At 60.5% G+C, this 24,168-nt stretch carries 27 protein-coding genes; 17 read left to right on the top strand and 10 right to left on the bottom strand.

Going from position 1 to position 24,168, the window contains the following annotated elements; all coding sequences use genetic code 11:
- The first annotated feature begins 20 nt into the window (after positions 1 to 20).
- From RLW41_RS17970 to RLW41_RS17950, 5 genes are all read left to right on the top strand, one after another.
- Complete coding sequence (locus RLW41_RS17970; protein WP_013947246.1) at positions 21 to 1,004, top strand: YVTN family beta-propeller repeat protein; 984 nt, start codon at positions 21 to 23, stop codon at positions 1,002 to 1,004.
- Positions 1,005 to 1,029: 25 nt separating this feature from the next.
- Entirely contained in the window at positions 1,030 to 1,809 is a 780-nt protein-coding gene (locus tag RLW41_RS17965) for an ABC transporter ATP-binding protein (RefSeq protein ID WP_414462336.1), read from the top strand.
- Positions 1,810 to 1,853: 44 nt separating this feature from the next.
- On the top strand, positions 1,854 to 2,828 hold the full coding sequence (locus RLW41_RS17960; protein ID WP_414464609.1) for an ABC transporter permease: 975 nt from the start codon (positions 1,854 to 1,856) through the stop codon (positions 2,826 to 2,828).
- A 19-nt stretch (positions 2,829 to 2,847) separates the two neighbouring features.
- Positions 2,848 to 3,510 carry a hypothetical protein gene (locus tag RLW41_RS17955; protein ID WP_414462335.1) on the top strand — a complete coding sequence of 221 codons (663 nt, stop codon included), beginning with the start codon at positions 2,848 to 2,850 and terminating at the stop codon, positions 3,508 to 3,510.
- 220 nt (positions 3,511 to 3,730) lie between these two features.
- Positions 3,731 to 3,970: a hypothetical protein gene (locus RLW41_RS17950; protein WP_013947242.1), complete on the top strand. Its 240-nt coding sequence runs from the start codon at positions 3,731 to 3,733 to the stop codon at positions 3,968 to 3,970.
- A 259-nt stretch (positions 3,971 to 4,229) separates the two neighbouring features.
- On the opposite strand, the gene kdsA is transcribed toward RLW41_RS17950, so the two are convergent.
- Positions 4,230 to 5,096: a 3-deoxy-8-phosphooctulonate synthase gene (gene kdsA / locus RLW41_RS17945; protein WP_414462334.1), complete on the bottom strand. Its 867-nt coding sequence runs from the start codon at positions 5,094 to 5,096 to the stop codon at positions 4,230 to 4,232.
- A gap of 112 nt (positions 5,097 to 5,208) precedes the next feature.
- Complete coding sequence (gene pqqA / locus RLW41_RS17940; RefSeq protein WP_013947273.1) at positions 5,209 to 5,298, bottom strand: pyrroloquinoline quinone precursor peptide PqqA; 90 nt, start codon at positions 5,296 to 5,298, stop codon at positions 5,209 to 5,211.
- Between the two features lie 416 nt (positions 5,299 to 5,714).
- Between pqqA and RLW41_RS17935 the strand changes: the two genes are divergently transcribed.
- Complete coding sequence (locus RLW41_RS17935) at positions 5,715 to 5,969, top strand: hypothetical protein (protein WP_013947240.1); 255 nt, start codon at positions 5,715 to 5,717, stop codon at positions 5,967 to 5,969.
- An 83-nt stretch (positions 5,970 to 6,052) separates the two neighbouring features.
- Here the strand turns inward: RLW41_RS17935 and RLW41_RS17930 are convergent, their stop codons facing one another.
- Complete coding sequence (locus tag RLW41_RS17930) at positions 6,053 to 6,445, bottom strand: bactofilin family protein (RefSeq protein WP_244420993.1); 393 nt, start codon at positions 6,443 to 6,445, stop codon at positions 6,053 to 6,055.
- A gap of 191 nt (positions 6,446 to 6,636) precedes the next feature.
- Between RLW41_RS17930 and RLW41_RS17925 the strand changes: the two genes are divergently transcribed.
- Positions 6,637 to 7,842 carry a hypothetical protein gene (locus tag RLW41_RS17925; protein ID WP_414464608.1) on the top strand — a complete coding sequence of 402 codons (1,206 nt, stop codon included), beginning with the start codon at positions 6,637 to 6,639 and terminating at the stop codon, positions 7,840 to 7,842.
- A gap of 160 nt (positions 7,843 to 8,002) precedes the next feature.
- Here RLW41_RS17925 and RLW41_RS17920 read toward each other — a convergent pair whose 3' ends face one another.
- From RLW41_RS17920 to tpiA, 5 genes are all read right to left on the bottom strand, one after another.
- Positions 8,003 to 9,631 (bottom strand): CTP synthase, encoded by a 1,629-nt coding sequence (locus RLW41_RS17920; RefSeq protein ID WP_409563034.1) that lies wholly within the window; start codon positions 9,629 to 9,631, stop codon positions 8,003 to 8,005.
- Between the two features lie 105 nt (positions 9,632 to 9,736).
- Positions 9,737 to 10,315, bottom strand: coding sequence for a hypothetical protein (locus tag RLW41_RS17915; RefSeq protein ID WP_414462333.1), 579 nt, complete (start codon positions 10,313 to 10,315; stop codon positions 9,737 to 9,739).
- A gap of 106 nt (positions 10,316 to 10,421) precedes the next feature.
- A complete protein-coding gene (gene secG, locus RLW41_RS17910; protein WP_414462332.1) occupies positions 10,422 to 10,802 on the bottom strand; it encodes a preprotein translocase subunit SecG in 381 nt (126 codons plus the stop codon).
- A 144-nt stretch (positions 10,803 to 10,946) separates the two neighbouring features.
- Positions 10,947 to 11,507: a hypothetical protein gene (locus RLW41_RS17905; protein WP_414462331.1), complete on the bottom strand. Its 561-nt coding sequence runs from the start codon at positions 11,505 to 11,507 to the stop codon at positions 10,947 to 10,949.
- Entirely contained in the window at positions 11,507 to 12,283 is a 777-nt protein-coding gene (gene tpiA, locus RLW41_RS17900) for a triose-phosphate isomerase (protein ID WP_414462330.1), read from the bottom strand. Before tpiA ends, RLW41_RS17905 begins: the two co-directional genes overlap by 1 nt.
- Positions 12,284 to 12,506: 223 nt before the next feature.
- Between tpiA and RLW41_RS17895 the strand changes: the two genes are divergently transcribed.
- Positions 12,507 to 14,396, top strand: coding sequence for a SurA N-terminal domain-containing protein (locus tag RLW41_RS17895; RefSeq protein ID WP_414462329.1), 1,890 nt, complete (start codon positions 12,507 to 12,509; stop codon positions 14,394 to 14,396).
- A 7-nt stretch (positions 14,397 to 14,403) separates the two neighbouring features.
- The gene (gene trpE, locus RLW41_RS17890) at positions 14,404 to 15,963 is read left to right on the top strand and encodes an anthranilate synthase component I (protein WP_414462328.1); all 1,560 of its coding nucleotides are present in this window, start codon (positions 14,404 to 14,406) and stop codon (positions 15,961 to 15,963) included.
- Here the strand turns inward: trpE and RLW41_RS17885 are convergent.
- Positions 15,952 to 16,365 carry a hypothetical protein gene (locus RLW41_RS17885; protein ID WP_414462327.1) on the bottom strand — a complete coding sequence of 138 codons (414 nt, stop codon included), beginning with the start codon at positions 16,363 to 16,365 and terminating at the stop codon, positions 15,952 to 15,954. The genes trpE and RLW41_RS17885 overlap by 12 nt on opposite strands.
- A 110-nt stretch (positions 16,366 to 16,475) precedes the next feature.
- On the opposite strand from RLW41_RS17885, the gene RLW41_RS17880 reads away from it, so the two are divergent.
- The 7 genes from RLW41_RS17880 (at position 16,476) to RLW41_RS17850 (ending at position 22,324) form a co-directional block, all read left to right on the top strand.
- Positions 16,476 to 16,988 carry a SixA phosphatase family protein gene (locus RLW41_RS17880; protein WP_409563026.1) on the top strand — a complete coding sequence of 171 codons (513 nt, stop codon included), beginning with the start codon at positions 16,476 to 16,478 and terminating at the stop codon, positions 16,986 to 16,988.
- 132 nt (positions 16,989 to 17,120) lie between these two features.
- Positions 17,121 to 17,717: an anthranilate synthase component II gene (locus RLW41_RS17875; RefSeq protein ID WP_409563025.1), complete on the top strand. Its 597-nt coding sequence runs from the start codon at positions 17,121 to 17,123 to the stop codon at positions 17,715 to 17,717.
- Between the two features lie 54 nt (positions 17,718 to 17,771).
- Positions 17,772 to 18,770: an anthranilate phosphoribosyltransferase gene (trpD, locus tag RLW41_RS17870; RefSeq protein ID WP_414464607.1), complete on the top strand. Its 999-nt coding sequence runs from the start codon at positions 17,772 to 17,774 to the stop codon at positions 18,768 to 18,770.
- Positions 18,771 to 18,773: 3 nt separating this feature from the next.
- Entirely contained in the window at positions 18,774 to 19,571 is a 798-nt protein-coding gene (gene trpC / locus RLW41_RS17865) for an indole-3-glycerol phosphate synthase TrpC (RefSeq protein WP_414462326.1), read from the top strand.
- Positions 19,568 to 20,062: a cyclic pyranopterin monophosphate synthase MoaC gene (moaC, locus tag RLW41_RS17860; RefSeq protein ID WP_414462325.1), complete on the top strand. Its 495-nt coding sequence runs from the start codon at positions 19,568 to 19,570 to the stop codon at positions 20,060 to 20,062. Before trpC ends, moaC begins: the two co-directional genes overlap by 4 nt.
- Before the next feature lie 5 nt (positions 20,063 to 20,067).
- Positions 20,068 to 21,279: a gephyrin-like molybdotransferase Glp gene (gene glp, locus RLW41_RS17855; RefSeq protein ID WP_414462324.1), complete on the top strand. Its 1,212-nt coding sequence runs from the start codon at positions 20,068 to 20,070 to the stop codon at positions 21,277 to 21,279.
- A 205-nt stretch (positions 21,280 to 21,484) separates the two neighbouring features.
- Complete coding sequence (locus RLW41_RS17850; RefSeq protein ID WP_414462323.1) at positions 21,485 to 22,324, top strand: transglutaminase-like domain-containing protein; 840 nt, start codon at positions 21,485 to 21,487, stop codon at positions 22,322 to 22,324.
- Between the two features lie 53 nt (positions 22,325 to 22,377).
- Here RLW41_RS17850 and efp read toward each other — a convergent pair whose 3' ends face one another.
- Entirely contained in the window at positions 22,378 to 22,947 is a 570-nt protein-coding gene (gene efp / locus RLW41_RS17845) for an elongation factor P (RefSeq protein ID WP_013947220.1), read from the bottom strand.
- Positions 22,948 to 23,096: 149 nt separating this feature from the next.
- Between efp and epmA the strand changes: the two genes are divergently transcribed.
- Positions 23,097 to 24,146, top strand: coding sequence for an EF-P lysine aminoacylase EpmA (gene epmA / locus RLW41_RS17840; protein ID WP_414462322.1), 1,050 nt, complete (start codon positions 23,097 to 23,099; stop codon positions 24,144 to 24,146).
- The last annotated feature ends 22 nt before the right edge of the window (positions 24,147 to 24,168 follow it).

Genomic DNA, 24,168 nt, shown 5'->3' with positions numbered 1-24,168 from the left:
TTTCTCAACCGGAGTTTAGAATGTCGCGACTTTCAACGCTCATGCCCGCGCTGGTCACCGCCGCGATTGCATCTTTCGGCGTGACGCCTGCCGATGCCTATACGGCTTACGTCACCAACGAAAAAGACAATACCGTCTCGGTCATCGACACCGATAAACTCGAAGTCATCAAGACCGCAAAAGTCGGCCAGCGCCCGCGCGGCATCGTCATGTCGAATGATGGCAAGTGGATCATCATCTGCACGAGCGACGACAACGACGTAAAGGTCTACGACGCAAAAACGCTCCAATACATAAAATCTCTTCCGTCCGGCCCCGACCCGGAATTGCTCACGCTGCACCCCGATGGGCGTCGCCTTTACATCGCCAATGAGGACGACAACCTCGTAACCGTCGTCGACATCCAGACCTCGAAGGTCATCACCGAAATTCCCGTCGGCGTCGAACCCGAGGGCATGGGCATGAGCCCCGACGGCAAAGTGCTCGTCAATACGTCCGAAACGACGAACATGGCGCACTTCATCGACACCACCACGCACAAGCTGTTCGACAACGTCCTCGTCGATAGCCGCCCGCGTGTCGCAATGTTCAATTCGGCCCAGACCCAGCTGTGGGTGTCATCTGAGGTTGGCGGCACGGTGGCGGTAATCAATCCGGCTGACCGCAAGATCATCGCCAAGATCAACTTCTCTATCCCGGGCATCGAGCAGGAAGCGATCCAGCCGGTCGGCATCCGCATCACCAAGGATGACAAGATCGCCTTCGTCGCGCTCGGCCCAGCCAACCGCGTCGCCGTCATCGACACGAAGACGTTCAAAGTTTTGAAGTATATTCTGGTTGGCCAGCGCGTCTGGCAGATGTACTTCACCCCCGATGGCAAACTTTTATTCACGACCAACGGCGCTTCGAACGATGTGACCGCCATCGACGTTGCCAACTTGAAGGCGATCAAATCGATCAAGGTCGGTCGCTATCCCTGGGGCGTCGTGGTCTCGCCGAAGTAACGAACGAAAAGGACTGAATACGATTATGGCAGCGACTGTCACGGCCGAAGCCGAGCAAACGCCGGCCCTCGTCGTCAACGGCGTGAGCCACAGTTTCGGTGACCGGAAGGTTCTCGATCGCGTCTCGCTCACTGTCGAGCAAGGCACGTTCGTCGTGCTGTTGGGCCTCAACGGTGCAGGAAAATCGACGCTGTTCTCGTTGATCACGCGCCTCTATGACAACGTCACCGGCGAAATCTTCATTCGCGGGTTCGACGTCCGCAGACGGGCGTCGCAGGCGCTGCAACGCCTCGGCGTCGTCTTCCAGAGCCGCACGCTCGACGTCGATCTGACGCTGATGCAGAACATGAAGTACCATGCCGCCCTGCATGGCTTCGCTGGCCGCGAGGCGACACGGCGCGCGCAACAAGCGCTAGAGCTCGTCGGACTGGCGGATCGCGCCAACGAAAAAGTCCGCGCCCTGTCCGGCGGTCAGGTCCGTCGCGTCGAGATTGCGCGCTCGATGATGCACCGTCCCGATCTGCTGTTGCTCGATGAGGCAACCGTTGGCCTCGACCTCGGCTCGCGCGAAAGCGTCCTGAAGATCGTCCGCGATCTCGTCGCCAAGGAAAAGCTCGGCGTTTTATGGGCGACCCACCTGATGGACGAAGTCTTGCGCACCGATCAGGTCGTCATTCTGCACAAGGGCGTCATTCTCTATAACGGCCCGGTACCGCAGCTCCTGACGCTGACGGGAACGTCCAGCGTCCGCGAAGCGTTTCGCACGGTGACGGGAACCAAAACAACGATCGAAGAGGCCGCCTGATGTCATCGCAAGCGGCGACCACGAGTCCCGATAACATTTCCGCCATGTATCAAGGCAGCGAGGACGACGCGCGCCGCCGTCTTGGCATCGCGGGTTATTTCGCCTGCTTCAAGGGCATCGTCTGGCGCGAGATTCTTCGCTATCTGCATCAGCGCGAACGGTTCCTGTCGGCCCTCGTTCGGCCGTTGATCTGGCTTTTCATCTTTGCCGCTGGCTTCCGCCAGACGCTCGGCATTTCGATCATCCCGCCCTACCAGACCTATGTCCTCTATGAAGAGTTCATCGCACCTGGCCTGATCGCGATGATCCTCCTGTTCAATGCCATGCAGTCGTCGCTATCGATGGTCTATGATCGCGAGACGGGCACGATGCGGACATTGCTCGTCAGTCCGTTTCCGCGCTCGTTCCTGTTGCTTTCGAAGCTGCTCGGCGGCGTGTGCGTTGCTCTGCTGCAAGCCTACGCGTTCATGCTGGTTGCATGGTTCTGGGGCATCGAGCCACCGCCCGTCACCGATGTGAAGCTCTTTACGTTCTACGATCCGCCGACCTGGGCAGGCGGTGTGATCCCGACCATGTCCGATCCCGTTACGACCTCGCTCTTCTCGTTGCCCGACTTCATCCAGCCGTTTGCAGGTTACATAACTGTAATTCCCGCAATCGTGCTGGCGGGTTTAATGCTGGGCTCCCTGGCCCTCCTGATGTCGTCGGTCATCAAGCAACTTGAGAATTTTGCGGGCGTCATGAATTTCGTGATCTTTCCGATGTTCTTTGCGTCGTCCGCGCTCTACCCGCTGTGGCGTATCCGCGAAGCGAGCCCTGCGCTTTTCGAGATCTGTCGCCTCAATCCGTTCACGTATGCAGTGGAACTCATCCGCTTTGGGCTATATGGACAGGTCGATACCGTATCCCTTGCCATCGTCGTCGGCTGCACGATCGTTTTTCTTGCCGCGGCGGTATTTGCCTATAATCCCTCGAAAGGGTTGATCGCTCGGCGCGGCGGCCCTGGAGGAGCAGCCTGAGGTTTGATTGACAATGAAAATGAACTTTCTCCGTCGCGCCGCCCTGGGAACTGCATTCGTTATGCTGGCACCCCTGACGTGGTCAGCCGTATCGCCCGTATTCGCCGATGAGCCGGACAAAAACGAGTGGCCGTGCGTTTACCGCAAGGTGCCGATGCTGTCGGCGGCCACGATCTGGGATGGTCCCGAAATCACAGACACGAAGAGCTGGCGGAACGACGAAAAAATCCGCACGCTCTCGCAGTATCTGATCTCGCGTCGCATCAAGGAAGATGACGCCGAAGCCGCGATCAAGAAGTATGCTGCCAGCATTCCCGCTGATCAGCGCGACGCGAAGCTGACGGAACTCTTCTCGGCCGTCCTGACCCGCACCAACGAGAACCGCAAGATCGTTATGTCAGGCATTGAACGCTTCCATAAGCGCCAGATGGAGCGCGCAAAGGAAATTGAGGCCGAAGGGCTGGAGCTGCCCCCTGAAAACGAAATGGGCATCACCGACGAGTCGAGCGGACCCGCCGGCGAAATTTCAAAGCTTTCGAACAAGCAGGAAAAATACAAATGGGAAATTCGCACCTTCCAGGAGAAGCAGGCGAACATCCCGATTGCGTGTGAAATTCCCCAGCTGATTGACGAACGCGCCGGCGCTCTCGCTCGTGCCATTCGCGCCGAGATGAAAAGCTAGGGCGCTCGTTTTCAACCATCAACGACTCTATTCGGGTGGCGCGGCGGGTGACGCGCCGCCCGATTTTTTTATTCACGCTTCGTTAGCCTTAACGCGTCCTTAACCAAGGTTGATGCACTGTCAACACATCGGCTCTCGCCGCCGGTTCTGTTCCGGCCCCGAAGCCAACACCGCAAGTGAAACGTGTCGTCATCCCTAGTCTCGCGTTGTGAGGTTGACCATGCACCAAGAACTTGTCTCGCGTGCCCTTGCCTACGTCTCCTGCATTTCGACGATGAGCCTGCTCATGACGTCGATGGCGATCGCCGCCATCAACGTCGGACGAACGTCGCTGTCTTCCTGCGCCCAGCATGCCTGCGTTGCCGGCATCATGGTCACGAAGGACGGACAGTTCGGCGCTCTCACGAGCCCCGCTCAAGTCAATGCGTTGGCTACTGAGCTCTGGTCCGCCAAAGCCTGAAAAACGAATACTCTCGCCAATGCGGATGCAAAAGCCGATCGCGACGGCTCGTGCGGAAACGGCGGCGAGAGGGAAATGCCACGGCCACTACGACTTTGAAGCACTCTTGAAGTCACGACCCGCATAAAAAGCATGCCGTCCGGGCGCACGGACGGAAGTCACTCGATACACGACAAGATCACACGAAGCCTTTTGGTGGTGCTCTGAATCGGCCGGAGCGGAACCAAAAGAGCTAGGCACGTACAGAAGGGCGCGAGCTTCAGGTCTGGCTCGCGGCCTTTTGTGCTTTGACGATGTTGTCGATCGCCTGCAGTTCGGCAATGAGCGCACCGAAGTCTTTGAGCGCAACCATGTTCGGGCCGTCCGACGGCGCCTTATCCGGATCCTGGTGCGTCTCGATAAATAACCCCGCAACGCCAGCGGCAACCGCCGCGCGCGCCAGCACCGGCACGAACCGCCGATCTCCGCCCGACGACGTCCCCTGCCCGCCCGGCTGCTGCACGGCATGCGTCGCATCGAAAATGACCGGAGCACCGGTTTCCGCCATTTGCGGCAGTGCCCGCATGTCGACGACGAGCGTATTGTAGCCGAAGCTTGACCCGCGCTCCGTCACCAGAACATTCGGATTGCCCGAGCCCGTTACCTTGGCGACGACATTCTTCATGTCCCAGGGGGCGAGAAATTGCCCTTTCTTGATCTTGACGACACGTCCGGTCTTAGCTGCCGCGATGAGCAGGTCCGTCTGCCGGCACAGGAATGCCGGGATCTGCAGAACATCGACCACCTCGGCAACAGCCGCGCATTGCGCAACCTCGTGCACGTCGGTCACGACGGGCAGCCCGAACGTCTCGCGGATTTCAGCGAAGACCGGCAAGGCAGCCTCAAGCCCGATGCCGCGCCGCCCTGTCAGTGATGTCCGATTGGCCTTGTCGAAGGACGATTTGTAGACGAGCCCGATTCCGAGCGTCTTTGAGATTTCGCTTAGCGCCGCCGCCATCTCCAGCGCGTGCGCCCGGCTTTCCATCTGGCAAGGCCCGGCGAGCACGGCAATCGGCGCATCATTCGCAAAGCGGACATTTCCGACGCGCACCTCGCGGGCAGGCTTTAGGGTCTCATGCTGTGTCATGGCGAGGGTTATAGCCGCCGACAAGGCCGTCCGCGACCCCCGACACCGAGTTCCCCAAAACAAAAACGGCGACCCAAGGCCGCCGTTTTAGGAACCAAAAGGTTCGAATTCGTTAGATCAGGTCGATCTCAGCCGGAAGGTACGACGTAACTTCCAGACCAACTTCCTGCTCGCGAACTTCCGGCTTCGTCCAGGTCTTCATGGTGTGTCCTCCACGTATTCCGACAGGTTTGTTCCTGTTGCGAACTCACATAGTTAGATAACTGCCAAAATTCCAATCTCTTTTCGCTAACGCCGCTCAAACTTTTCGTGATCACGAAATAGTGACGCGTTATATCATTTCATTCGCTGAGCTTTTGAATCTGCAATCGATTTCCCGTCACCGATGCAATGCGATTTTGCAACAACCCTGACCTGCAAACGGACTTATTTGAGGTTGTTTGAACGCGTCGCCGATAACCACAGGGAGGCAGCCAAGTGTGCTCCTGGAGCGTCAGCCGGGCCCCTCACAACGCCATTAAAACCCGTTGTCGCCTCAACGGCGCATCAGACATGGTAAGGCTGCACGGCAAGCCGCGACTCGGGAGGCGGCAAAAATAAATAGGTGAGGACTACAAGATGTTCGAAAAATATCCTTGGCTGGAACCGGTTCTGCTCGGCGCAGTGATCGTGTTCATCCTCGATCTCGTCGGGAACTTGGTTTCATTCTCGAACCGCGTGCTGAACGCTCTCGCGACGGCAATCATATTCGCCATCGTTTTCGGCGGCCTGCTCTACACCGGAATCCTGACCCTCGACGTGACGACGGTCACGACCGAGACACCAGCCGCCACCGCTCCGGCTGCGCCAGCCGCTCCGGCAACGACGCCATAACGCACGTCTGCGAAAACCGATTGTACGACATGCGATCCCGGCGCCGATGCGCCGGGATTTTTGTTTCGCAAGGTAACGCGCGATTACGAAAGATCGGGCGTGACTTCGCTGGCGTCCTTCGCTTTCTTGACGCTGCCTTCGAAGTGCGCACCCTCGGCGATCGTCAGCTTTTCCTGCACAATGCTGGCTTCCACCACCGAATGCTCATGCAGAATGACGTTCGAGCCTTTTAGTTCGCCTTTGACGCCGCCCTGAATGGCAATCGTGCGCGCAGTGATGACACCTTTGACGTGTGCGCCATTATCAACCGTCACGGACTCGCCGTGAACGTCGCCCTCGATGTGGCCCTGAATCAGCAGCGAGCCTTTGGTCTTTAAGATAAGCTGCTGCCCGAAGATCGAAATATCCGGCCCAAGGATAGATGTCGGCCGGTCGGGGGACACGGATGAATAGCCTGGACTCGGATTATTCGACACGATTCCCATCGGTCCGGAAAATCGCGGCGGGGCCGCCGGTGTTGCCGTTTGCCGTGCCGTCTCCGCACGCGTTTCTGCTCGTGACTCGCGACTGAACATAAAAACCCCCTGGGATTGATCCACTCTGAACATAACAAAAGGGCATGTCCCGCTAGGAAAAGAAGGGCACGCGATTGCAGCGGCACGAGGGCATGAACGGCGCAAATCCACATACGGTGCGAACGATGGGCAGCTTGCGGACCAAAATTCGAAATGCATTCGCGAGCGTGTGCGCTGCGGTTGCTTTCGTCGCGCTCTCTCCTGTGCCCTTTAACGCGCACGCAGACGACCTCACGCGGCAGATCGCTGATTACCGGCAGAAGCTAGCAATCTACAAAGCAGCGCGTGCGGCTTATGACGAGTTGGCCGATCCCTACTGGACGGTCGTCGAAAGCAAACGGAAGCGGCGCATCGCCAAACAGCGAAATGGCGAGCAGCCGACTGCCGCCGATTATGTGCTCGAACAGCCGCCGCTCTATACCGGGCCGCCCAAGCCCATCAATCCTGAAAGCCCGCGCGCCGAAGGCGAATATGTGCCCGTCGCCGCCGACTTCCTGGAACAAGCGCAGGCATACTTTGGCTTTACACCGGACCAACCATCAACGGACGATGCTTACCGCCGCGCCTACGCACGCGCAGCGCGTGCGGCAGGCCTGACGCCAGAGCAGTGCGTGAAAGTCTACGCCTTTGAATCCGGCGGCAACGGCGGCTACGCCGTACAGGCGGGCCTCGAATACGATCGCCCCGGCGCGCGTGCCATCACGACCGCCCTCGGTTACAACCAGCTGCTCACGACCAACAGCATCGAACTGCTTGCGGAAGCGGGCGACAAGATCCTCGCGGCGTTGCGCGCAAAAGTGCGAGATGCCAGCGGCCCGCGCCGGGACAAGCTCGAGGACAAAATCGCCACCCTCAAACGCATGATCGCATTCAGCCGCAGCGTACCGGATCGCTGGTCCGCGCACGCCCGCCTTGCGCGCACGTCGAAGGGGCTAGCCATCCATGCGCTCATTCTCGACGTCGACGTCGGACCGCTGCTGCAGGTCCATAAACTTTTGACGTCGGTGACCTACGCGAGGCGTAAAGGCTACACCGCGCCCCTCACCGCTGCCGAACTTGAGATGATGAATCTGACCGGCGACGGCAACGGCTTCGACATGGTCACGATGTCGGACGCGCTGCGCAAGAAGGTGCCGACGTCGAACTTCTTCCAGCAAGGCGGCTACGAGCGAAACCCCGTTGCCATTCGCAACAACACGGTCGCTAAGCTCTTGGCCGCAACCGATGCTAAGATGGAAAGCGAAGCGCAATTGCCGGGTGCCAAGGCGTTGGCAGCGGCATTTGCGGAGACACGGTAATGCCCTGTAGTCATCCTCGGCCGAGCACTTGCGGCGGCCGGGGATCCCGCGCAAAGCCACTATCGCAATATTGAGCCTTCGGCACTCGTCATGCTGGATTCCCGGTCTTCGACGCCGCTTCGCCGCGCTCGGCTGAGAATGACGAGTGTTGCCGTCCGACCTAAACCAACCGGCTCTGCACCACGGCTGCGCTGATGAAGCTCGCAAAGAGCGGATGCGGTTCAAACGGCCGCGACTTCAGCTCCGGGTGATACTGCACGCCGATGAACCACGGATGGTCCGGGTATTCGACCGTCTCCGGCAGCAATCCATCCGGCGACGTTCCGGCGACGCGCAAGCCCGCCTTCTCCAGATCGGCGCGATACCGCATGTTGACTTCGTAGCGGTGGCGATGCCGTTCCGAGATATCGTTCGACTTGTAAATGCTCGCGATCTTGCTGCCTTCCGCAAGCAACGCCTCGTACGCGCCAAGCCGCATCGTGCCGCCGAGCTCGCCGCCCTGACGGCGCTGCTCAAGCTCGTTGCCGCGCATCCATTCCGTCATCATCGCAACGACCGGCTCTTTGGTTTCGCCGAATTCCGTCGAGCTTGCATCCTTGATGCCCGCGAGATTACGAGCCGCCTCAATGCATGCCATCTGCATGCCGAAGCAGATGCCGAAATAGGGAACGCGCCGCTCGCGCGCGAACTTCGCCGCTAAAATCTTGCCTTCCGAGCCGCGCTCACCAAAGCCGCCCGGCACCAGAATGCCGTGGACGCCTTCGAGATACGGTGCCGGGTCTTCGCTCTCGAAGATCTCGCTCTCGATCCATTCGAGCTTGACCTTGACGCGATTGGCAATACCGCCGTGCACCAGCGCTTCGTTCAACGATTTGTAGGCGTCCTTGAGGCCAGTGTACTTGCCGACGATGGCAATCGTCACTTGGCCTTCGGGCTGCGCGACGCCGCGGGAGATCGTTTCCCAGCGCGCCAGATCAGGTTTCGGCGCGCCGGTGATGCCGAACGCGTGCAGCACCTCGCGGTCGAGGCCCTCACGGTGATACGCCAGCGGCACGTCGTAAATCGACGCGACGTCGAGCGCCTGAATGACCGCCTCGGGCCGGACGTTACAGAACAGCGCGATCTTCTTCCTCTCACCGACCGGAATATCGCGGTCCGAACGGCAGAGCAGAATATCGGGCTGAATGCCGATCGAGCGCAATTCTTTGACCGAGTGCTGCGTCGGCTTGGTTTTCAGCTCGCCCGCCGACGGGATGTACGGCATCAGCGTCAGATGGATGAAGACGGACGCGCCGCGCGGCAGCTCGTTACCGAGCTGGCGGATGGCTTCGAAGAACGGCAGTCCTTCGATGTCACCGACCGTGCCGCCGATCTCCGTTAAGACGAAGTCGACGTCCTCGTTCCCCGACAGCACGAAATTCTTGATTGCATCGGTGACGTGCGGAATGACCTGCACGGTGCCGCCGAGATAATCGCCGCGCCGCTCTTTCGCGAGAATGTCCTGATAGATCCGCCCGGTCGTAACATTGTCCGACCGCTTCGCCGGCACGCCGGTGAAACGTTCGTAATGACCAAGGTCGAGGTCCGTCTCGGCGCCATCGTCCGTAACGAACACTTCGCCGTGCTGATAGGGGCTCATGGTCCCTGGATCGACATTCAGATAGGGATCAAGTTTCTTGAGCCGAACCGAATAGCCACGCGCCTGAAGAAGCGCGCCGAGAGCGGCGGACGCTAGGCCTTTGCCGAGAGAGGAGACCACGCCGCCGGTGATGAAGATATACCGCTGCATGGGCCTTGGTTGTGGCACACCCTCCCCCGGATTCGGAAGCGGTTTTTTTGCACCTTCACCAATAGAAAAGGTCGCAACGCTCAGAACTGAAACAAACGGGCCACTCTAACTCCGTCCGCACTGCTGGGCGACCTCTTGTGTCGCGGCCGCCTGGACGTCGGGAGGAACGGTCTCGGACGCCAGCTCGGACTTGAGCTGCGCGGCCGTCTCTTTCGAGTTTCGAGCTGCGGGCGCAATTCCATCCCGTCCGTAGGTCACGTCGATCGAAACGACTCGGAGGTCGATCGGCTTGATGTCGATGACCTTGCCTTTGTCGGTCGTCTTTGTTTTTCCGCACTTGAACGTCGTCTGCGGCGGCGTCGCGGTAAACGTCTTCTGGTGCTGCTGGTCGCCGTAATCGGCCGCCGCCGCCATCGCGATCTTGCTTAGCCGGTCGGCGGGCGTGCTCGGCGACCCCGCTGCAGTGATATGCAGGCTCCCGTCCGTGTTCTGCGAGATGCTGTATCCGGCTGGCGCGAAAAGGTTGGCCGCCTGATAATTCGTCACCGAGGCGGTGGTCATATCGCTCAAAGTCGATCCGCACCCGCCCAGAGTAGCGACGACACTCGACGCGGCCGCAAGAATTGCGAAAGGCCGCGCAGCGCGCAGCCCGGCTGACAGCTTGCTTATGCTTGTATCCACCATGATCAAGTCCCCCACACCGCCGCACATTTGCAGGGAACCTCGCGAGGGTCCAGACCCTCGCGATCTATAGGCTCAAGTCACGCACATAAAACGTGCAGAAACCGAACTACTGGTTTTGCGGAACGAGCGGCCCGTGCGGCTGTTCGAGCTTGTCCAGAATGCCGCCGCGGCCCGGCTCGGCCTTGGAGCCGGCAGCAGGCGCCGAGCCGTTCGCAGGCGCCGTCGCACCCGGAACCGAATCGAACACCGATCCACGCGGCGTCGAATGATTAGCGAGCAACGTCAATAGGATGCTGGTCGTGAAGAAGGCCGCCGCAAGACCTGCCGTGGTCCGCGTCAGAAGATTGGCCGTGCCCCGCCCCGTGAGGAAGCCGCCACCGCCGCCACCGCCGATTCCGAGAGCACCGCCCTCCGATTTCTGCAGCAACACCACGCCGACAAGCGTCGCGGCGATCATCAAATGAATGACGAGGAGTACGGTAGCCATGAAATCCGGTTCCAGAAATGTTCGGGTCGAGACCCGATGAGCGACGGGCTATACACCACCCTCGCCCAATCGGCCAGTCCTCAAATCCGCGCCGAAAAGCCGTTCCGGCGCAATTCCAGGATTTGGGGTGTATTGCCTGTCAATTCAATGCGATGCCCAGGGCAAAACCTCGCCCTCCGCGACAGAAGAGCTTGCATTCGTCCCCTTGCTCGAGCCGGCATTCGACTCCTTGTCGTCAGTCTTCTTCGCCTTTGACGATTTCGTCGGTTTGCTTTTGTGAACGGTCTTCTTGGCCGCCTTCTTAGGTGCCGTGTCCTTGCTGTCCGCCGCTGCCGCCCCGGGCTTCGGTGGGTCCTTGGCAACAGGCGCCGTCGGATCGGCGTCGGAATTAATTTCGATCCGGGCAGCAGCCTCGCTGGCGCGTTTCGCCTCGGCGGTAACCTTCGCGTCACGGCAGCCGAACTGAACCTGCTCGTCGAGCTCCAGATAGTGCTGGATCTCGCGTAACCGTTCCGCCGACAAGTTGGCTTTACCCCAGGCTGCGCCCTTGCTCATATCGGTAAGAATGCCCGACTGCCGAAACTTGATCTGCTCAAGTCGCAACGAGTTGCAGGTTTCCGGATCGAGCTTCGGCTTCGTGGCCCAAGCGGCACTCGGCGCAAGGACCAGCGTGGCAACGAGAATGGTTCCGCGAATAAAGTCCATCAGACGTTCTCATATGCCCGAACTATGGCGAGAAAATCGCTCGCCTTAAGGCTGGCGCCGCCGACGAGCGCGCCATCAACGTTTTCCACCGCCATCAGCGTCGCCGCATTGTCGGGTTTGACCGACCCGCCATAGAGAATGCGCATCGCCTCGCCTTCCACGCCCAACTGCGCGACTAGGCGCGCACGAATCGCTCCATGAACATCTTTCACGTCGTCCGGAGACGGTGTCAGCCCGGTCCCGATGGCCCAGACCGGCTCATAAGCGACGACCGTATTCGCCGCGGTGGACAATTCCGGCATTGATTCTTCGAGTTGCCCACACACAACGGCGAGCGTCGAACCCGCGAGTCGCTCCGCATGCGTCTCCCCGATACAAACGATAGCAACGAGCCCCGCGCGGTGGGCGGCTTCGGCTTTCGCCCTGACGTCTGCGCTTGTCTCGCCATGATCGGTTCGCCGTTCGGAATGCCCAACGATAACGGCCGAAGCCCCAGCATCTTTCAGCATCTCGGCGGCGATATCGCCCGTATGGGCTCCTGACGGCTTCGGGTGACAGTCCTGCCCGGCGAGCAGCACCGGACTGCTCCCCAGCTCCGCCGCAAACCCGGCGATCAGCGTTGCAGGTGGGGCGATCATCACCTCGGCAGGGAGCGACGCGAGCGGCCCTTGAAGGGCGTCCCGCACGGCCATCGCCTCTCCGAGGCTCGCCTTCAGGCCGTTCATTTTCCAGTTTCCCGCAACCAGAGGCCGAATTTCGCGCCCTGTTTTCCCCATGCCGTTCCTCGTTTTGCGGACGCTACCATGCCCTCTTTAGAGGCTCACCCCAGTGAACACTCCGTAACCTCTTCAGAGGCACCCTTGCAATCCGAAACGGGCTGGGCTTCATATCACGCCCATCCAACCCGCGCTTCGCGCGGAAACTGCCATTCGAAGCCTGCTGACCTTACGCCGTTCCGCGCGGCTGCGTCACGCTTCCATCAACGGGACGTCATTACCCATGCTCGAAGCTCTCAGACGCGGCGCCCAAACCCGGGTCGCCAAGCTGCTGTTCGGATTGCTCGTCATGAGCTTCGGCATCTGGGGCGTCCATGACGTGTTCAACGGCTGGGGGCGTGGCTTCGTCGCCAAGGTCGGCGGCACCGAAATTTCGGACGAAGAATTCCGCCGCACCTTTCAGAACGAACTTGATCGGTTCTCGCAGCAGGCCGGACGCCGCATCACAGCCGAGCAAGGCCATGCATTCGGTCTCGACCGCCGCGTGCTGGCGCAGCTCATCGCCGGAGCGGCCGTAGAGGCGCACGCCAAACAGCTCGGCCTTGCGATGTCGGACAAAACGCTCGTCGAAGGCATCCAGTCCGATCCGGACTTCCAGACCGACGGCAAATTCTCGCGACAGAATTTCGAATCGCTGCTGCAGCAGATCGGCATGAGCGAACAGGGCTTCCTCTCCCTGCGCCGCAAAGACGAGCTGCGCGCGGCAATCATCCGTTCCATGGTCGAAGCTCAGACGGTTCCCAAACCGCTGTTCGATCTGATGCACGCCTATAATCAGGAAAAGCGCGTCATCGAATGGGTCAAGATCGATCCCGAGGCCGTGACCGTTGCCGACCCGACGGAAGCCAAGCTCAAGGAACTCTACGACAAGGACAAGTCGAAATACATGACGCCTGAGTATCGCAAGATCCAGGTGCTCACCCTCGACGTCGACGCGTTGAAAAAACAGATCAACATTACCGACGAAGAGATCGCCAAGGCTTATGAAGCGTCCAAAGCGACCTACGACACCCCCGAAGAGCGGCGCATCCAGCAGATCTCATTCAAAGACAAAGCGACAGCCGAAGCGGCGTTGAAAGCCCTTCGCGACGGCACGAAGACGTTCGGCGACATCGCCAAGGAAACCGGCGCCAAGGACACCGACGTCGATCTCGGCCTCGTCGCGAAGAAGTCGCTGATCGACCCGAAGGTCGCCGACGTCGCTTTCTCGCTCGAAAAGGACAAATATTCCGACGTCGTCGAAGGCCGCTTTGCGACGGTCATCCTGCGGGTCACCCAGATCGTGCCGGGCGTCACCCGCACCCTCGCCGACGTCAAGGATCAGGTGCGCGACAAGCTCGCCACCGAAAAGGCCAAGGCCGAGTTGCAGGACAAGCACGACGAGATCGAAGACAATCGCATCGCCGGCAAATCTCTGAAGGAGATCGCCGACAGCATGAAGCTACCGTTCAAGGAAATTCCCGCGACGGATGCCACCGGCCTGGGCCCTGACGGCAAGCCCGTTATGGAGACGCCGAACCTTCGCAAGATCGTCTCGCGCGCCTTCGCTCCCGACAGCAGCAACGACGACGCCGGCATCGAGCTTGGCGACGACGGCTTCGCCTGGGTCAACGTGCTTTCGACCGAGGCACCGAAGCAAAAGACTTTCGACGCCGTGAAGGATCAGGTCAAAACCGATTTCATCACGGCCGACCGCCACCGCCTCATCGACGAACTCGCCAAAAAGCTTGCAGATCGTGTCAACGGCGGTGAACCGATGACAGCGATCGAGGCGGAAGCCAAGAACAAGGTCGAAAAGACAGATCCGCTCACACGCAAGACCATTCCGCCGAGTGTATCTCAAGGCGTCGTCACGCAGGCGTTCGCTCTGCCGCAAGGCAAGGCGAGCTATGGGCCCTCGCCGGACAACACGACCCAAGTCGTCTTCAAGGTCACCGAGGTCATTCCGGCCCCCCCGGCATCGCTTACGGAAACCGATGAGCTGAACAAACAGCTCGATCAGGAACTCGCGAACCAGACGCTGACGGAATACACCGAAACGTTGAAAAAGCAGCTCGGCGCCTCCGTCAACGAGGCTGAGTTGAAGTCGGCAATTGGCGTCAGCGACGAGTGAGAATGACGTGAGCGTCCTTTCGGCCCTGCCCGCAACGGAAATCTGTCCGCCCGCCGGTACGTTCGCGCGCATCTACGATGAGGGCAAACCCCAGGTCGTCTGGACGCGCCTCATCGCCGACCTCGAAACACCCGTTTCAGCTTACTTGAAGCTCGCCGAGCATCGCGCGATGAGCTTCCTGCTGGAATCGATCGAGGGCGGCTCGGCGCGCGGCCGCTACTCCGTCATCGGCTTGGCCCCAGACCTGATCTGGAAAGCGAACGGCGACACCGCCGAAATCAATCGCTCGCCCGAAGCCAACCCTGACGCCTTCCAGCGCGACGATCGTCCGACGCTGCAATCGCTGCGCAATCTGCTGCAGGAAAGCGCCATCACGTTGCCGGAAGCGCTGCCGCCAATGGCCGCCGGTATTTTCGGCTACATGGGCTACGATACCGTCCGGCTGATCGAGAACCTGCCGGAAATGCTTCCCGACACGCTCGGCGTGCCTGACGCGATCCTCATCCGCCCGACGTTGATGCTGATCTTCGACAACGTCAAAGATGAGATGATCCTGGTCTCGCCCGTCCGGCCGCATCCCGACGTCCCGGCGGAAGATGCTTACGCGACGGCACTGAAACGCATCACCGCCGCGATCGATCGTCTCGAAGCGCCCCTCCCGCATTCGACATCAACGACGTCCGCAAGCGCCGCGCTGCAAGAGCCGCAATCGAACACCACTCCCGCCGAATATATGGCGATGGTCGCGAAGGCGAAGGAATACATCAAGGCGGGCGACATCTTTCAGGTTGTCCTCTCGCAGCGGTTCTCCGCACCATTCGATCTGCCGTCGTTCGCGCTCTATCGCGCGCTTCGCCGCCTCAACCCATCGCCGTTCCTTTTTCATCTTGATTTCGGCGACATGCAGCTCGTCGGCTCGTCGCCCGAAATTCTCGTTCGCGCCCGCGACGGCGTCGTCACCATCCGCCCCATTGCCGGCACGGCCCGCCGCGGCGCCACCGATGCCGAAGACAAGGCTCTCGCATCCGCGTTGCTTGCCGATCCGAAAGAGCGGTCCGAGCATTTGATGCTGCTTGATCTCGGTCGCAACGATGTCGGCCGCGTCTCCGAGCCAGGCACCGTCACTGTCACCGACAAGTTCATTATCGAGCGCTACAGCCATGTGATGCACATCGTCTCGAACGTCATCGGCAAGCTCGACGAAAAAAACCACGATGCCATCGACGCACTGATGGCGGGATTTCCGGCCGGCACCGTGTCGGGCGCGCCGAAAGTCCGCGCCATGGAAATCATCGCGGAACTCGAGAAGGGCAAGCGCGGACCTTATGCGGGCTGCGTCGGCTATTTCTCAGCCAACGGCGAGATGGATACCTGCATCGTCTTGCGGACGGCCATTCTGAAGGACGGCATGATCCACGTGCAGTCCGGCGCCGGGATCGTGCACGATAGCGTGCCCGAGAACGAGCAACAGGAATGCATCAATAAGGCCATGGCTGTTGTTCGCGCCGCCGAAGAAGCCGTGCGCTTCGCATCGCGCGCATCGAACGTGCCGTATTCAGGTCGCTGATTTACCCGCCCCGCGCGGCTTTGCATTTGCCTTCCAGCGCTTGGCCCAGGCCCGCTGCCACGGCGACCACTTCGGCCGCCACAGCAGGCTGACGATGCTGTGCCAGAGTGCATAGATCGGAAACCAGAACAGCACGCGGACCGGCAGCACGCCGAGCGCGAAAATCCAACGCTGCATCCGCTTCGAAGCTGCCGAGCCGTAGCGCTGCGTCCGGGTCTTAACCCAGCCCCGCACCTTCTCCTGCCCGAGCACGCGCTCGGCCACGCGCAAACCGATGAATGCGACGACCGCCAGCGGCAGCAGCAGCCACAGCACGATCCATAAAACTTGTACGATCACCCACCAGACGATGCTGGCGATGAGACCCAGGATCCAGAAAAGCGGCGCCAGAAGGTAATCCATTGCTGATGGACCTTGTCATGACGACGGCGCGAATCTATGGCCTATCGCTTAACTGCACGAGCGACCTGCTATAAGGTTTGCTCGTCGCACAACGCCAGCCCAAGGCCGAAATGCTGTCACTCGCCCTTCTGCGCCATGCCAAATCGAGCTGGGACGCCACCGACATCGACGATTTCGATCGGCCTCTGAACGATCGCGGACGGATGGCAGCTCCGTTGATGGGCGCGGCCCTGAAAGAGCTGAATTTTGCTCCCGAGCTTATTCTCTGCTCGTCCGCAAAACGGACCCGCGAGACGCTGGCGCTCATTACCCCCAGCGTTAAAGACGCCGAAGTGACGTTTGACGATCAGTTGTATCTCACCAGCCAAGAAACCCTCTACAGCCGCCTGAAGGCCGTCCCCGCCGGCATCAAACGGGTACTGATGATCGGCCACAACCCAGGCATGCACGGCCTCGCGCTGTTTCTCACCGGAACCGGCGACGCCAAGTCCATTTCCCGCCTGGAGGACAAGTTCCCCACCTGTGCCCTGGCGGTTTTCACGTTCGAGCAAACAAGCTGGCAGGACCTCCTGCCGGCTTCCGGGCATCTGGAAGCCTTCTTGACACCTCGCGACCGCGCCTGAGCGTCCGCAGACCTGAACGCTGCAAACGTTGAAACGAAGGTCCTGATATCCATATTTTTCCGTGTCGCGCGCATGTCATGGTCTGCTAGAAGGACAGCGCGCACGTCGGATGTCGGCAGACCAAGGGCCAATATGCTGATCCTGATAGATAACTACGATAGCTTTACCTACAATCTCGTCCACTATCTGGGCGAGCTTGGCACCGAAAGCGTCGTCATTCGCAACGACAAGGTTACCGCCGAAGAGGTGTTGGCCCAGAACCCGAAAGCCATCGTGCTGTCGCCCGGTCCCTGCACCCCGAACGAAGCCGGTGTCTGCCTCGACCTCATCAAGAAGGCGGGCGCGACCATTCCGCTGCTCGGCGTCTGCCTGGGTCACCAAGCCATTGGCCAAGCCTATGGCGGCAACGTCGTGCGCGCGCCAAACCCGATGCACGGCAAGCTGTCGGCCATCACCAATACCGGCAAAGGCATCTTCAAGGGCCTACCGGAACGCTTCGAGATCACGCGCTATCACTCACTGATCGTCGACCGGGCGACGCTGCCGGACTGCCTTGAGGTGACGGCCGAAACGGACGACGGCCTGATCATGGGCCTGCAGCACAAGTCGCATCCGGTGCACGGCGTGCAGTTCCATCCGGAGAGCATAGCCTCCGAGCAGGGTCACGCCCTCCTCGCCAACTTCCTCGACCTCGCAGGACTAGCTCCCAAGAGCCGCAAGGCAGCCTGACCCGTGACAGCAACCAGCACCGTCACAAATCCCGCGCGCGAACTGAAGCGCCTAATGAACCGCATCGCCGATGGCGAAACGCTCGGTGACGAAGGCACGCAACAGGCCCTAGACCTGCTGATGTCCGGCATCGCCCCGGCCGTTGCGATGGGCGCCTTTCTGATGGGCCTCCGCGTCCGCGGCGAGACGACGGAAGAGATCACCGGCGCTGCCAAGTTCATGCGCAGCCGCATGACGACCGTCGACGCGCCGCCCGGCGCCATCGACATCGTCGGTACCGGCGGCGACAGCCGCGGCACCTTTAACATTTCGACAGCGGCAACGTTTGTTGCGGCCGGTGCGGGGGCGATCGTCGCAAAACACGGCAACCGCGCCGTGACATCCCTTTCCGGTGCCTCCGACGTTCTGGCAGCCCTCGGCGTCAAGCTTGACGTGCCGCCCGTGATGGTCTCGCGCGCCATTGCCGATGCCGGTGTCGGCTTTCTCTGGGCGCCGCTCTATCATCCCTCGTTCAAGGCTTGGGCACCGATCCGCACCGATCTCGGCCTGCGGACGATCTTCAATCTGCTCGGACCGCTGTGCAATCCGGCGCAAGTGACGCGCCAGATCCTCGGCGTCTACGACCGCAAACTCGTCGAACCGATCGCCGAGGTGCTGCGCAAGCTCGGCTCCGTTCATTCCTGGGTCGTACACGGCGCGGACGGCATGGACGAGTTGACGACGACCGGCATCACCCACGTTGCCGAACTCAAGGACGGCGACATCTACGCCTTCGACTTGACGCCGGAAGACGCGGGCCTGAAGCGCAGCACTATCGAAGCGCTGAAAGGCGGTGATGCGGCCACAAATGCTGCCGCTATCCATTCGCTGCTGCAGGGCGAGCCCGGCCCCTATCGCGATATCGTCGTGCTGAATGCCGCCGCCGCGCTCGTCGTCGCCGACAAGGCCGATGGCCTGCCGGACGGCATCGCCAAAGCCGAAGCTTCAATCGACAGCGGTCGCGCGGCTAGAGCGCTCGACCGCCTTGTCGCGGTAACAAACGACCGGATCTAAGCCATGGCCGACATCCTCGACAAAATCACCGCATACAAACTCGAGGAGGTCGCGCGCGCGAAGACCATCAAGCCGCTGCGCGTCATTGCCGAATACGCTCGCTCCGCACCGCATGTGCGCCCGTTTGCCGGCGCGATCGCGGCAAAGCATGCGGAAAAGAAACCGGCGCTCATCGCCGAGGTCAAAAAGGCCTCACCTTCGAAAGGCCTGATCCGCGCCGACTTCGATCCTCCTGCGCTCGCAAAAGCCTATGAGGCCGGCGGCGCGGCTTGCCTCTCAGTGCTGACCGATCGGCCGTCGTTCCAGGGCGCACCCGAATTCCTGACGGCGGCGCGCGAAGCGACCTCGCTTCCCGTTCTGCGCAAGGACTTCATGATCGATACCTATCAGGTCGCCGAAGCCCGCGCCTGGGGCGCCGACTGCATCCTGATCATCCTAGCCGAAGTCGACGACGCGACGGCCCATGACCTCGCCGAAGCGGCGAAAGACTGGGGCATGGATGCCATCGCCGAGGTCCACAACGCCGCCGAGCTTGAACGCGCCTTGAAGCTCGACTGTCGCCTGATCGGCATCAACAATCGCAATCTCAAAACGTTCGAAGTGACGCTGAAAACGACGGAAGATCTGGCGCCACAAGTGCCGGCCGATCGCATTGTCGTAGGCGAAAGCGGCATTTTCACACCGGCTGATCTTGCGCGTCTTTCAAAGGTCGGCGTCAATACCTTCCTGGTGGGCGAAAGCCTGATGCGGCAGTCCGACGTGACGGCCGCGACCAAGACCCTGCTCGCGCCGGCGTCATGAGCAAGCTTTCGCACATTGACGACAAGGGCGACGCCCGCATGGTCGACGTGTCAGATAAGGCTGTCACCGCACGTCACGCCGTCGCCGAGGGCTTCATCGCGATGCGGCCCGAGACGCTCGCTCTCGTCGAAACCGGAACTGCCAAGAAAGGCGACGTCATCGCCGCTGCCCGCATCGCGGGGATCATGGCGGCGAAGCGCACGCATGAGCTGATCCCTCTCTGTCATCCGCTCGCCATCACGAAGGCGACCGTCGATTTCGAAATTTCGCATGCGCCGACCGGCATTCGCGTCACGTCGGAAGTGAAAGTATCCGGCCAGACCGGCGTCGAAATGGAAGCGTTGACGGCTGTTTCCGTCGCCTGCCTCACGCTCTACGACATGCTGAAAGCCGTAGACCGCGGCATGGTCATCAGCGACGTGCGCCTCGTAGAAAAAACGGGTGGCACGTCGGGCACCTACAAAGCCGGTCCCCGCCCGGCAGGCGGCTGACGCACATGGCTTTGCTTCCCGTTTCCGTCGCGTTGCAACGCATCCTCGAAAACGCCACGACGCTCAACGCCGAGACGGTCGATCTGCTCCATGCCCACGGTCGCACGCTGGCGAGCCCAGTCATTTCAAAAGTCGACAACCCACCTTTTGACGCCTCCGCCATGGACGGTTACGCCGTCCGCGCGGACGATATCGCGAGCGTTCCCGCTACGCTCAACGTCGTCGGCGAATCGGGTGCAGGGCATCCTTTCGATGGTTCTCTTGGTAAGAGCGAAGCCGTCCGCATTTTTACCGGTGGCCGCGTTCCAGACGACGCCGACGCCGTCGTCATTCAGGAAAACACCACCGCGTCGGGCCCGACCGTCACCGTTCTAGAAACCGCGAAGTGCGGCGCCAACATTCGCCCGAAGGGCCAAGACTTTGCGAAGGACGAGCGCCTTATCGAACGCGGTCGCCTCCTGACCGCGCGCGATGTTTTGATATCGGCGTCTTGTGGCTACGGTGAACTCTCTGTTGTCCGCAAGCCGGTTGTGGCGATCCTTTCCTCAGGCGATGAACTGGTCACTCCGGGAAAACCTTTGGCCCTCGGCCAGATCTCGGGGTCAAACGCATACGGTCTCGCATCCGTCGTCGAAATGGCGGGCGGCAAGGCGCACTTCCTCGGCATCGCGCGCGATTCACTTGCTTCGCTTGAAGAATTCATCTCAGCCGCCGACGATGCCGATGTGCTGGTCACGAGCGGAGGCGCGTCCGTCGGAGACCACGATTTGGTTCGACCGGCACTTGAGAACGCAGGCGCTAAGCTCGACTTCTACAAAATCGCGATGCGCCCGGGAAAGCCACTCTTCTTCGGCTCACGTCACGTCGGCGGTAAATTGCAATACTGCCTCGGTCTCCCCGGCAACCCCGTTGCTGCAATGATCTGCGCACGCGTTTTTCTCGTGCCGCTCATCGGTCGTCTGCTCGGCCTTGAGAAGCCGTTCCAAGCCATCGATGCTGCGCTGACAGGCCCCGTGCCCGCCAACGGCCCACGCGAACACTATATGCGCGGCTTGCTTGATGTTTCGACGTCACCAGCTCGTGTCACGCCGTTCACAAACCAGGACAGCGGCCTCGTCAAATCTCTCCAGCGCGCCAATTGCCTCGTTGTAATCCCTGCGGACGCGCCATCGCTCCATGCCGGAACGACCGTGAAAGTACTGCGGTTAGATATTTGATTGCGTGCTGAGTATCTTCAACGCAAAATAAAACGCTGCGCAAAATCAAACTAAAGTTGGCCGTGTGCGCCGGATTTGTTGGCTGAACACGCCAAACAGCGCATTTTTGCTGGATATTTGTGCAGATCTCCGCCTTTTATTTCGGAACATTCGACTGCTGCATGACGTTTTTTGGCAAACTTGTTTGTCGCGAGGGCGTACGATTATGCTCATTCACGTCGGATACGATATTGGGCTTGAAGTTTCTGCCCCCACGCCACTGCTCCTGCTTCTCGACGTCCACCCCGGCCGCCGTCGCGATATCATCTACGAAGATGCACTCAACGTTCCCGATATCGCTATCGAACGCGGGCTGGATATTTACGGCAACCGCACGCAGCGTCTCGTTGCACCAAAAGGCTTACTGAAGCTCAGCTATCGCGCTGTGGTGCGCGACAGCGGTGAGCTGGAAGAAGCGCCACTTAGCGCCCGCGAAATTCCCGTCGCTGATCTGCCAAATTACGCCATGCACTTCCTCAGCGGCAGCCGCTATTGCGAGACCGATGAGCTGACGCAAATCGCCTGGCAACTCTTCGGCAACGTGCCGCCCGGTTACGCACGTGTGAAAGCGATCTGCGATTTCGTACACAAGCATATTCGCTTCGACTATCAACAAGCGCGCTCCACCCGCACGGCGTTCGAAGCTTACAAAGAAGGGACCGGCGTCTGCCGCGACTTCGCGCATCTCGCCATCGCGTTCTGCCGCTGCCTCAACATTCCTGCGGCATACGTCAACGGCTACCTCGGCGATATCGGCGTGCCACCCGATCCGGCTCCGATGGACTTCAGTGCCTGGTTCGAAGCCTACGTCGACCATCGCTGGGTCACGTTCGACGCGCGCCATAATGTTCCGCGCACCGGCCGCATCGTCATCGCGCGCGGCCGCGACGCTGCCGACGTCGCGATGGTGACATCATTCGGCCAGCACTATCTGGCCGAGTTCAAGGTCATTTGTGAGGAAGTCGCGCCCCAGCGCGCCGAAGAACTCTCGTCACGCGCGGCTTAAAAAACACGCGCCGAGCGGCCGGCTGCCCGGGAGTCGCCGGGCGCAAACAAAAACTAATCCTTCGCGCGTTCGACGTACGAACCGTCTTCCGTCATGACGACGACGCGCGTGCCAGCGCCGATGTGCGGCGGCACCATCACGCGGGCGCCGTTCGAAAGCTTCGCGGGCTTATAAGAAGATGACGCCGTTTGGCCTTTGACGACCGGATCGGCTTCGACGATCTCGAACGTCACGCGCTGCGGCAATTCCACCGAAATCGGATTGCCCTCGTGCAGCGACACGAGGCACGTCATGCCTTCCTGCAGCCACTGGCCCTGATCGCCAAGCACATCCTTCGGAATGGTGATCTGGTCGAAAGTTTCGGGCTGCATGAAGTTGTAGCCCATATCGTCTTCATAGAGGAAATTGAAGTCTTTTTCGTCGAGGTAGGCGCGCTCGACCTGATCCGTCGTACGGTAGCGCTCGGTAACCTTCACGCCGTCGGCGATGCGGCGCATTTCGAGGTGCGTGACGGGCGTACCCTTGCCCGGATGGATATTTTCCGCATGCATCACGACGGCAAGCTTGCCATCCAGATCGAGCACATTGCCTTTGCGGACCGAGCTTGCAATAACCTTCACCACGGGTACGTCTCCGTTTTAATCAAAGCGCTGCGGCCGCCTCATGGGCGGCCAGCCGGCGGAAGCCTTCAGGGAATCTGTCGCGTCTCATACCCGCTTAGCCCCTTGCCGCCAAGTGCGGCAACCCTGTCCTGAACGCCCAATTTGCAAGCATGTCGCATCAATCCCCCTGGTGGAGCCCCGAACGCCACGCCGACCGCCGCCCATTTCTGGTTGGGCGGGGCCGTATCAAGGCCGCAATTCGCAATTGGTTCGTGGGCCAAGGCTTTACCGAGGTCGAGCCTAGCATCCTGCAGGGGTCGCCCGGGAACGAAACACACCTCCATGCCTTCCGGACGGATATGATCGGCACGGATCTTTCCCGGCACGAACTTTATCTGCATACATCGCCCGAACTTGCGATGAAGAAACTGCTGGCCGCAGGCGAAACTAAAATCTTCGCTTTCGCACCAGTGTTTCGCAATCGCGAACGCGGCAGCCTGCACAGCCCCGAATTCACCATGCTCGAATGGTATCGTGCCGACGAGCCCTACCAAACGCTCTGGGACGATTGCGCGACGGTCTTGAAAATCGCCTCCGAAGCAGCCGGGCACTTGGAATGGACCTTACGCGGCAAGACCTGCAATCCCGGCGCGGCGTTCCACGCGCTGACGTTGGAACAAGCTTTCCTTCAATTTGCCGGGATGCCGCTGCGCGAAGCGATATCGCAGAACATTCTCAACCGCGCAGCACTTGCCGCCGCCGCGGAAGCTGTCGGCATTCGCATTGCCGCTGACGATACATGGTCGGATATCTTCAGCCGCGTACTCGTCGAGAAGATAGACGACCGCCTCGGGTCGCCTGCGCCGACGATCCTCTATGAATATCCCGTCGCAGAGGCTGCGCTTGCACGCCCCGTATTGAGCGATCCGCAGGTCGCCGAACGCTTCGAGCTTTTCGCCTGCGGCGTCGAACTTGCGAATGGCTTCGGCGAGTTTACCGACGCCGACGAACAACGCCGCCGCTTCGAAATGTGGATGGCTGAGAAACAGCGCATCTACGGCGAGCGTTATCCGATCGACGAGGATTTCCTCGCAGCTCTACGCGTCATGCCGCCATCGTCAGGCTGTGCACTCGGCTTTGATCGTCTCGTCATGCTCGCCACCGGCGCCGAGCGGATTGATCAGGTTTTATGGACGCCCTTTCCGGAAACAGGCAAATAAGCTCAGCCAAAGTCCCCCTCTC

This window comes from Hyphomicrobium sp. DY-1 (assembly GCF_047497105.1).
Classification (GTDB): domain Bacteria; phylum Pseudomonadota; class Alphaproteobacteria; order Rhizobiales; family Hyphomicrobiaceae; genus Hyphomicrobium_B.
The sequence above is the reverse complement of the archived record's forward strand: the minus strand, read 5'-3'. Positions and strand labels throughout refer to the sequence as shown.

Coding starts and splice junctions, on each gene's coding strand:
- RLW41_RS17965 (WP_414462336.1), top strand. CDS start 1,030: ATGGCAGCGACTGTCACGGCCGAAGCCGAGCAAACGCCGGCCCTCGTC.
- RLW41_RS17915 (WP_414462333.1), bottom strand. CDS start 10,315: ATGGTGGATACAAGCATAAGCAAGCTGTCAGCCGGGCTGCGCGCTGCG.
- RLW41_RS17925 (WP_414464608.1), top strand. CDS start 6,637: ATGAACGGCGCAAATCCACATACGGTGCGAACGATGGGCAGCTTGCGG.
- tpiA (WP_414462330.1), bottom strand. CDS start 12,283: ATGGGGAAAACAGGGCGCGAAATTCGGCCTCTGGTTGCGGGAAACTGG.
- trpD (WP_414464607.1), top strand. CDS start 17,772: ATGAACCGCATCGCCGATGGCGAAACGCTCGGTGACGAAGGCACGCAA.
- RLW41_RS17850 (WP_414462323.1), top strand. CDS start 21,485: ATGCTCATTCACGTCGGATACGATATTGGGCTTGAAGTTTCTGCCCCC.
- RLW41_RS17885 (WP_414462327.1), bottom strand. CDS start 16,365: ATGGATTACCTTCTGGCGCCGCTTTTCTGGATCCTGGGTCTCATCGCC.
- RLW41_RS17895 (WP_414462329.1), top strand. CDS start 12,507: ATGCTCGAAGCTCTCAGACGCGGCGCCCAAACCCGGGTCGCCAAGCTG.
- kdsA (WP_414462334.1), bottom strand. CDS start 5,096: ATGACACAGCATGAGACCCTAAAGCCTGCCCGCGAGGTGCGCGTCGGA.
- glp (WP_414462324.1), top strand. CDS start 20,068: ATGGCTTTGCTTCCCGTTTCCGTCGCGTTGCAACGCATCCTCGAAAAC.
- pqqA (WP_013947273.1), bottom strand. CDS start 5,298: ATGAAGACCTGGACGAAGCCGGAAGTTCGCGAGCAGGAAGTTGGTCTG.
- RLW41_RS17905 (WP_414462331.1), bottom strand. CDS start 11,507: ATGGACTTTATTCGCGGAACCATTCTCGTTGCCACGCTGGTCCTTGCG.
- RLW41_RS17880 (WP_409563026.1), top strand. CDS start 16,476: ATGCTGTCACTCGCCCTTCTGCGCCATGCCAAATCGAGCTGGGACGCC.
- moaC (WP_414462325.1), top strand. CDS start 19,568: ATGAGCAAGCTTTCGCACATTGACGACAAGGGCGACGCCCGCATGGTC.
- epmA (WP_414462322.1), top strand. CDS start 23,097: ATGTCGCATCAATCCCCCTGGTGGAGCCCCGAACGCCACGCCGACCGC.
- RLW41_RS17920 (WP_409563034.1), bottom strand. CDS start 9,631: ATGCAGCGGTATATCTTCATCACCGGCGGCGTGGTCTCCTCTCTCGGC.
- RLW41_RS17935 (WP_013947240.1), top strand. CDS start 5,715: ATGTTCGAAAAATATCCTTGGCTGGAACCGGTTCTGCTCGGCGCAGTG.
- RLW41_RS17875 (WP_409563025.1), top strand. CDS start 17,121: ATGCTGATCCTGATAGATAACTACGATAGCTTTACCTACAATCTCGTC.
- RLW41_RS17950 (WP_013947242.1), top strand. CDS start 3,731: ATGCACCAAGAACTTGTCTCGCGTGCCCTTGCCTACGTCTCCTGCATT.
- RLW41_RS17960 (WP_414464609.1), top strand. CDS start 1,854: ATGTATCAAGGCAGCGAGGACGACGCGCGCCGCCGTCTTGGCATCGCG.
- trpC (WP_414462326.1), top strand. CDS start 18,774: ATGGCCGACATCCTCGACAAAATCACCGCATACAAACTCGAGGAGGTC.
- RLW41_RS17955 (WP_414462335.1), top strand. CDS start 2,848: ATGAACTTTCTCCGTCGCGCCGCCCTGGGAACTGCATTCGTTATGCTG.
- secG (WP_414462332.1), bottom strand. CDS start 10,802: ATGGCTACCGTACTCCTCGTCATTCATTTGATGATCGCCGCGACGCTT.
- RLW41_RS17970 (WP_013947246.1), top strand. CDS start 21: ATGTCGCGACTTTCAACGCTCATGCCCGCGCTGGTCACCGCCGCGATT.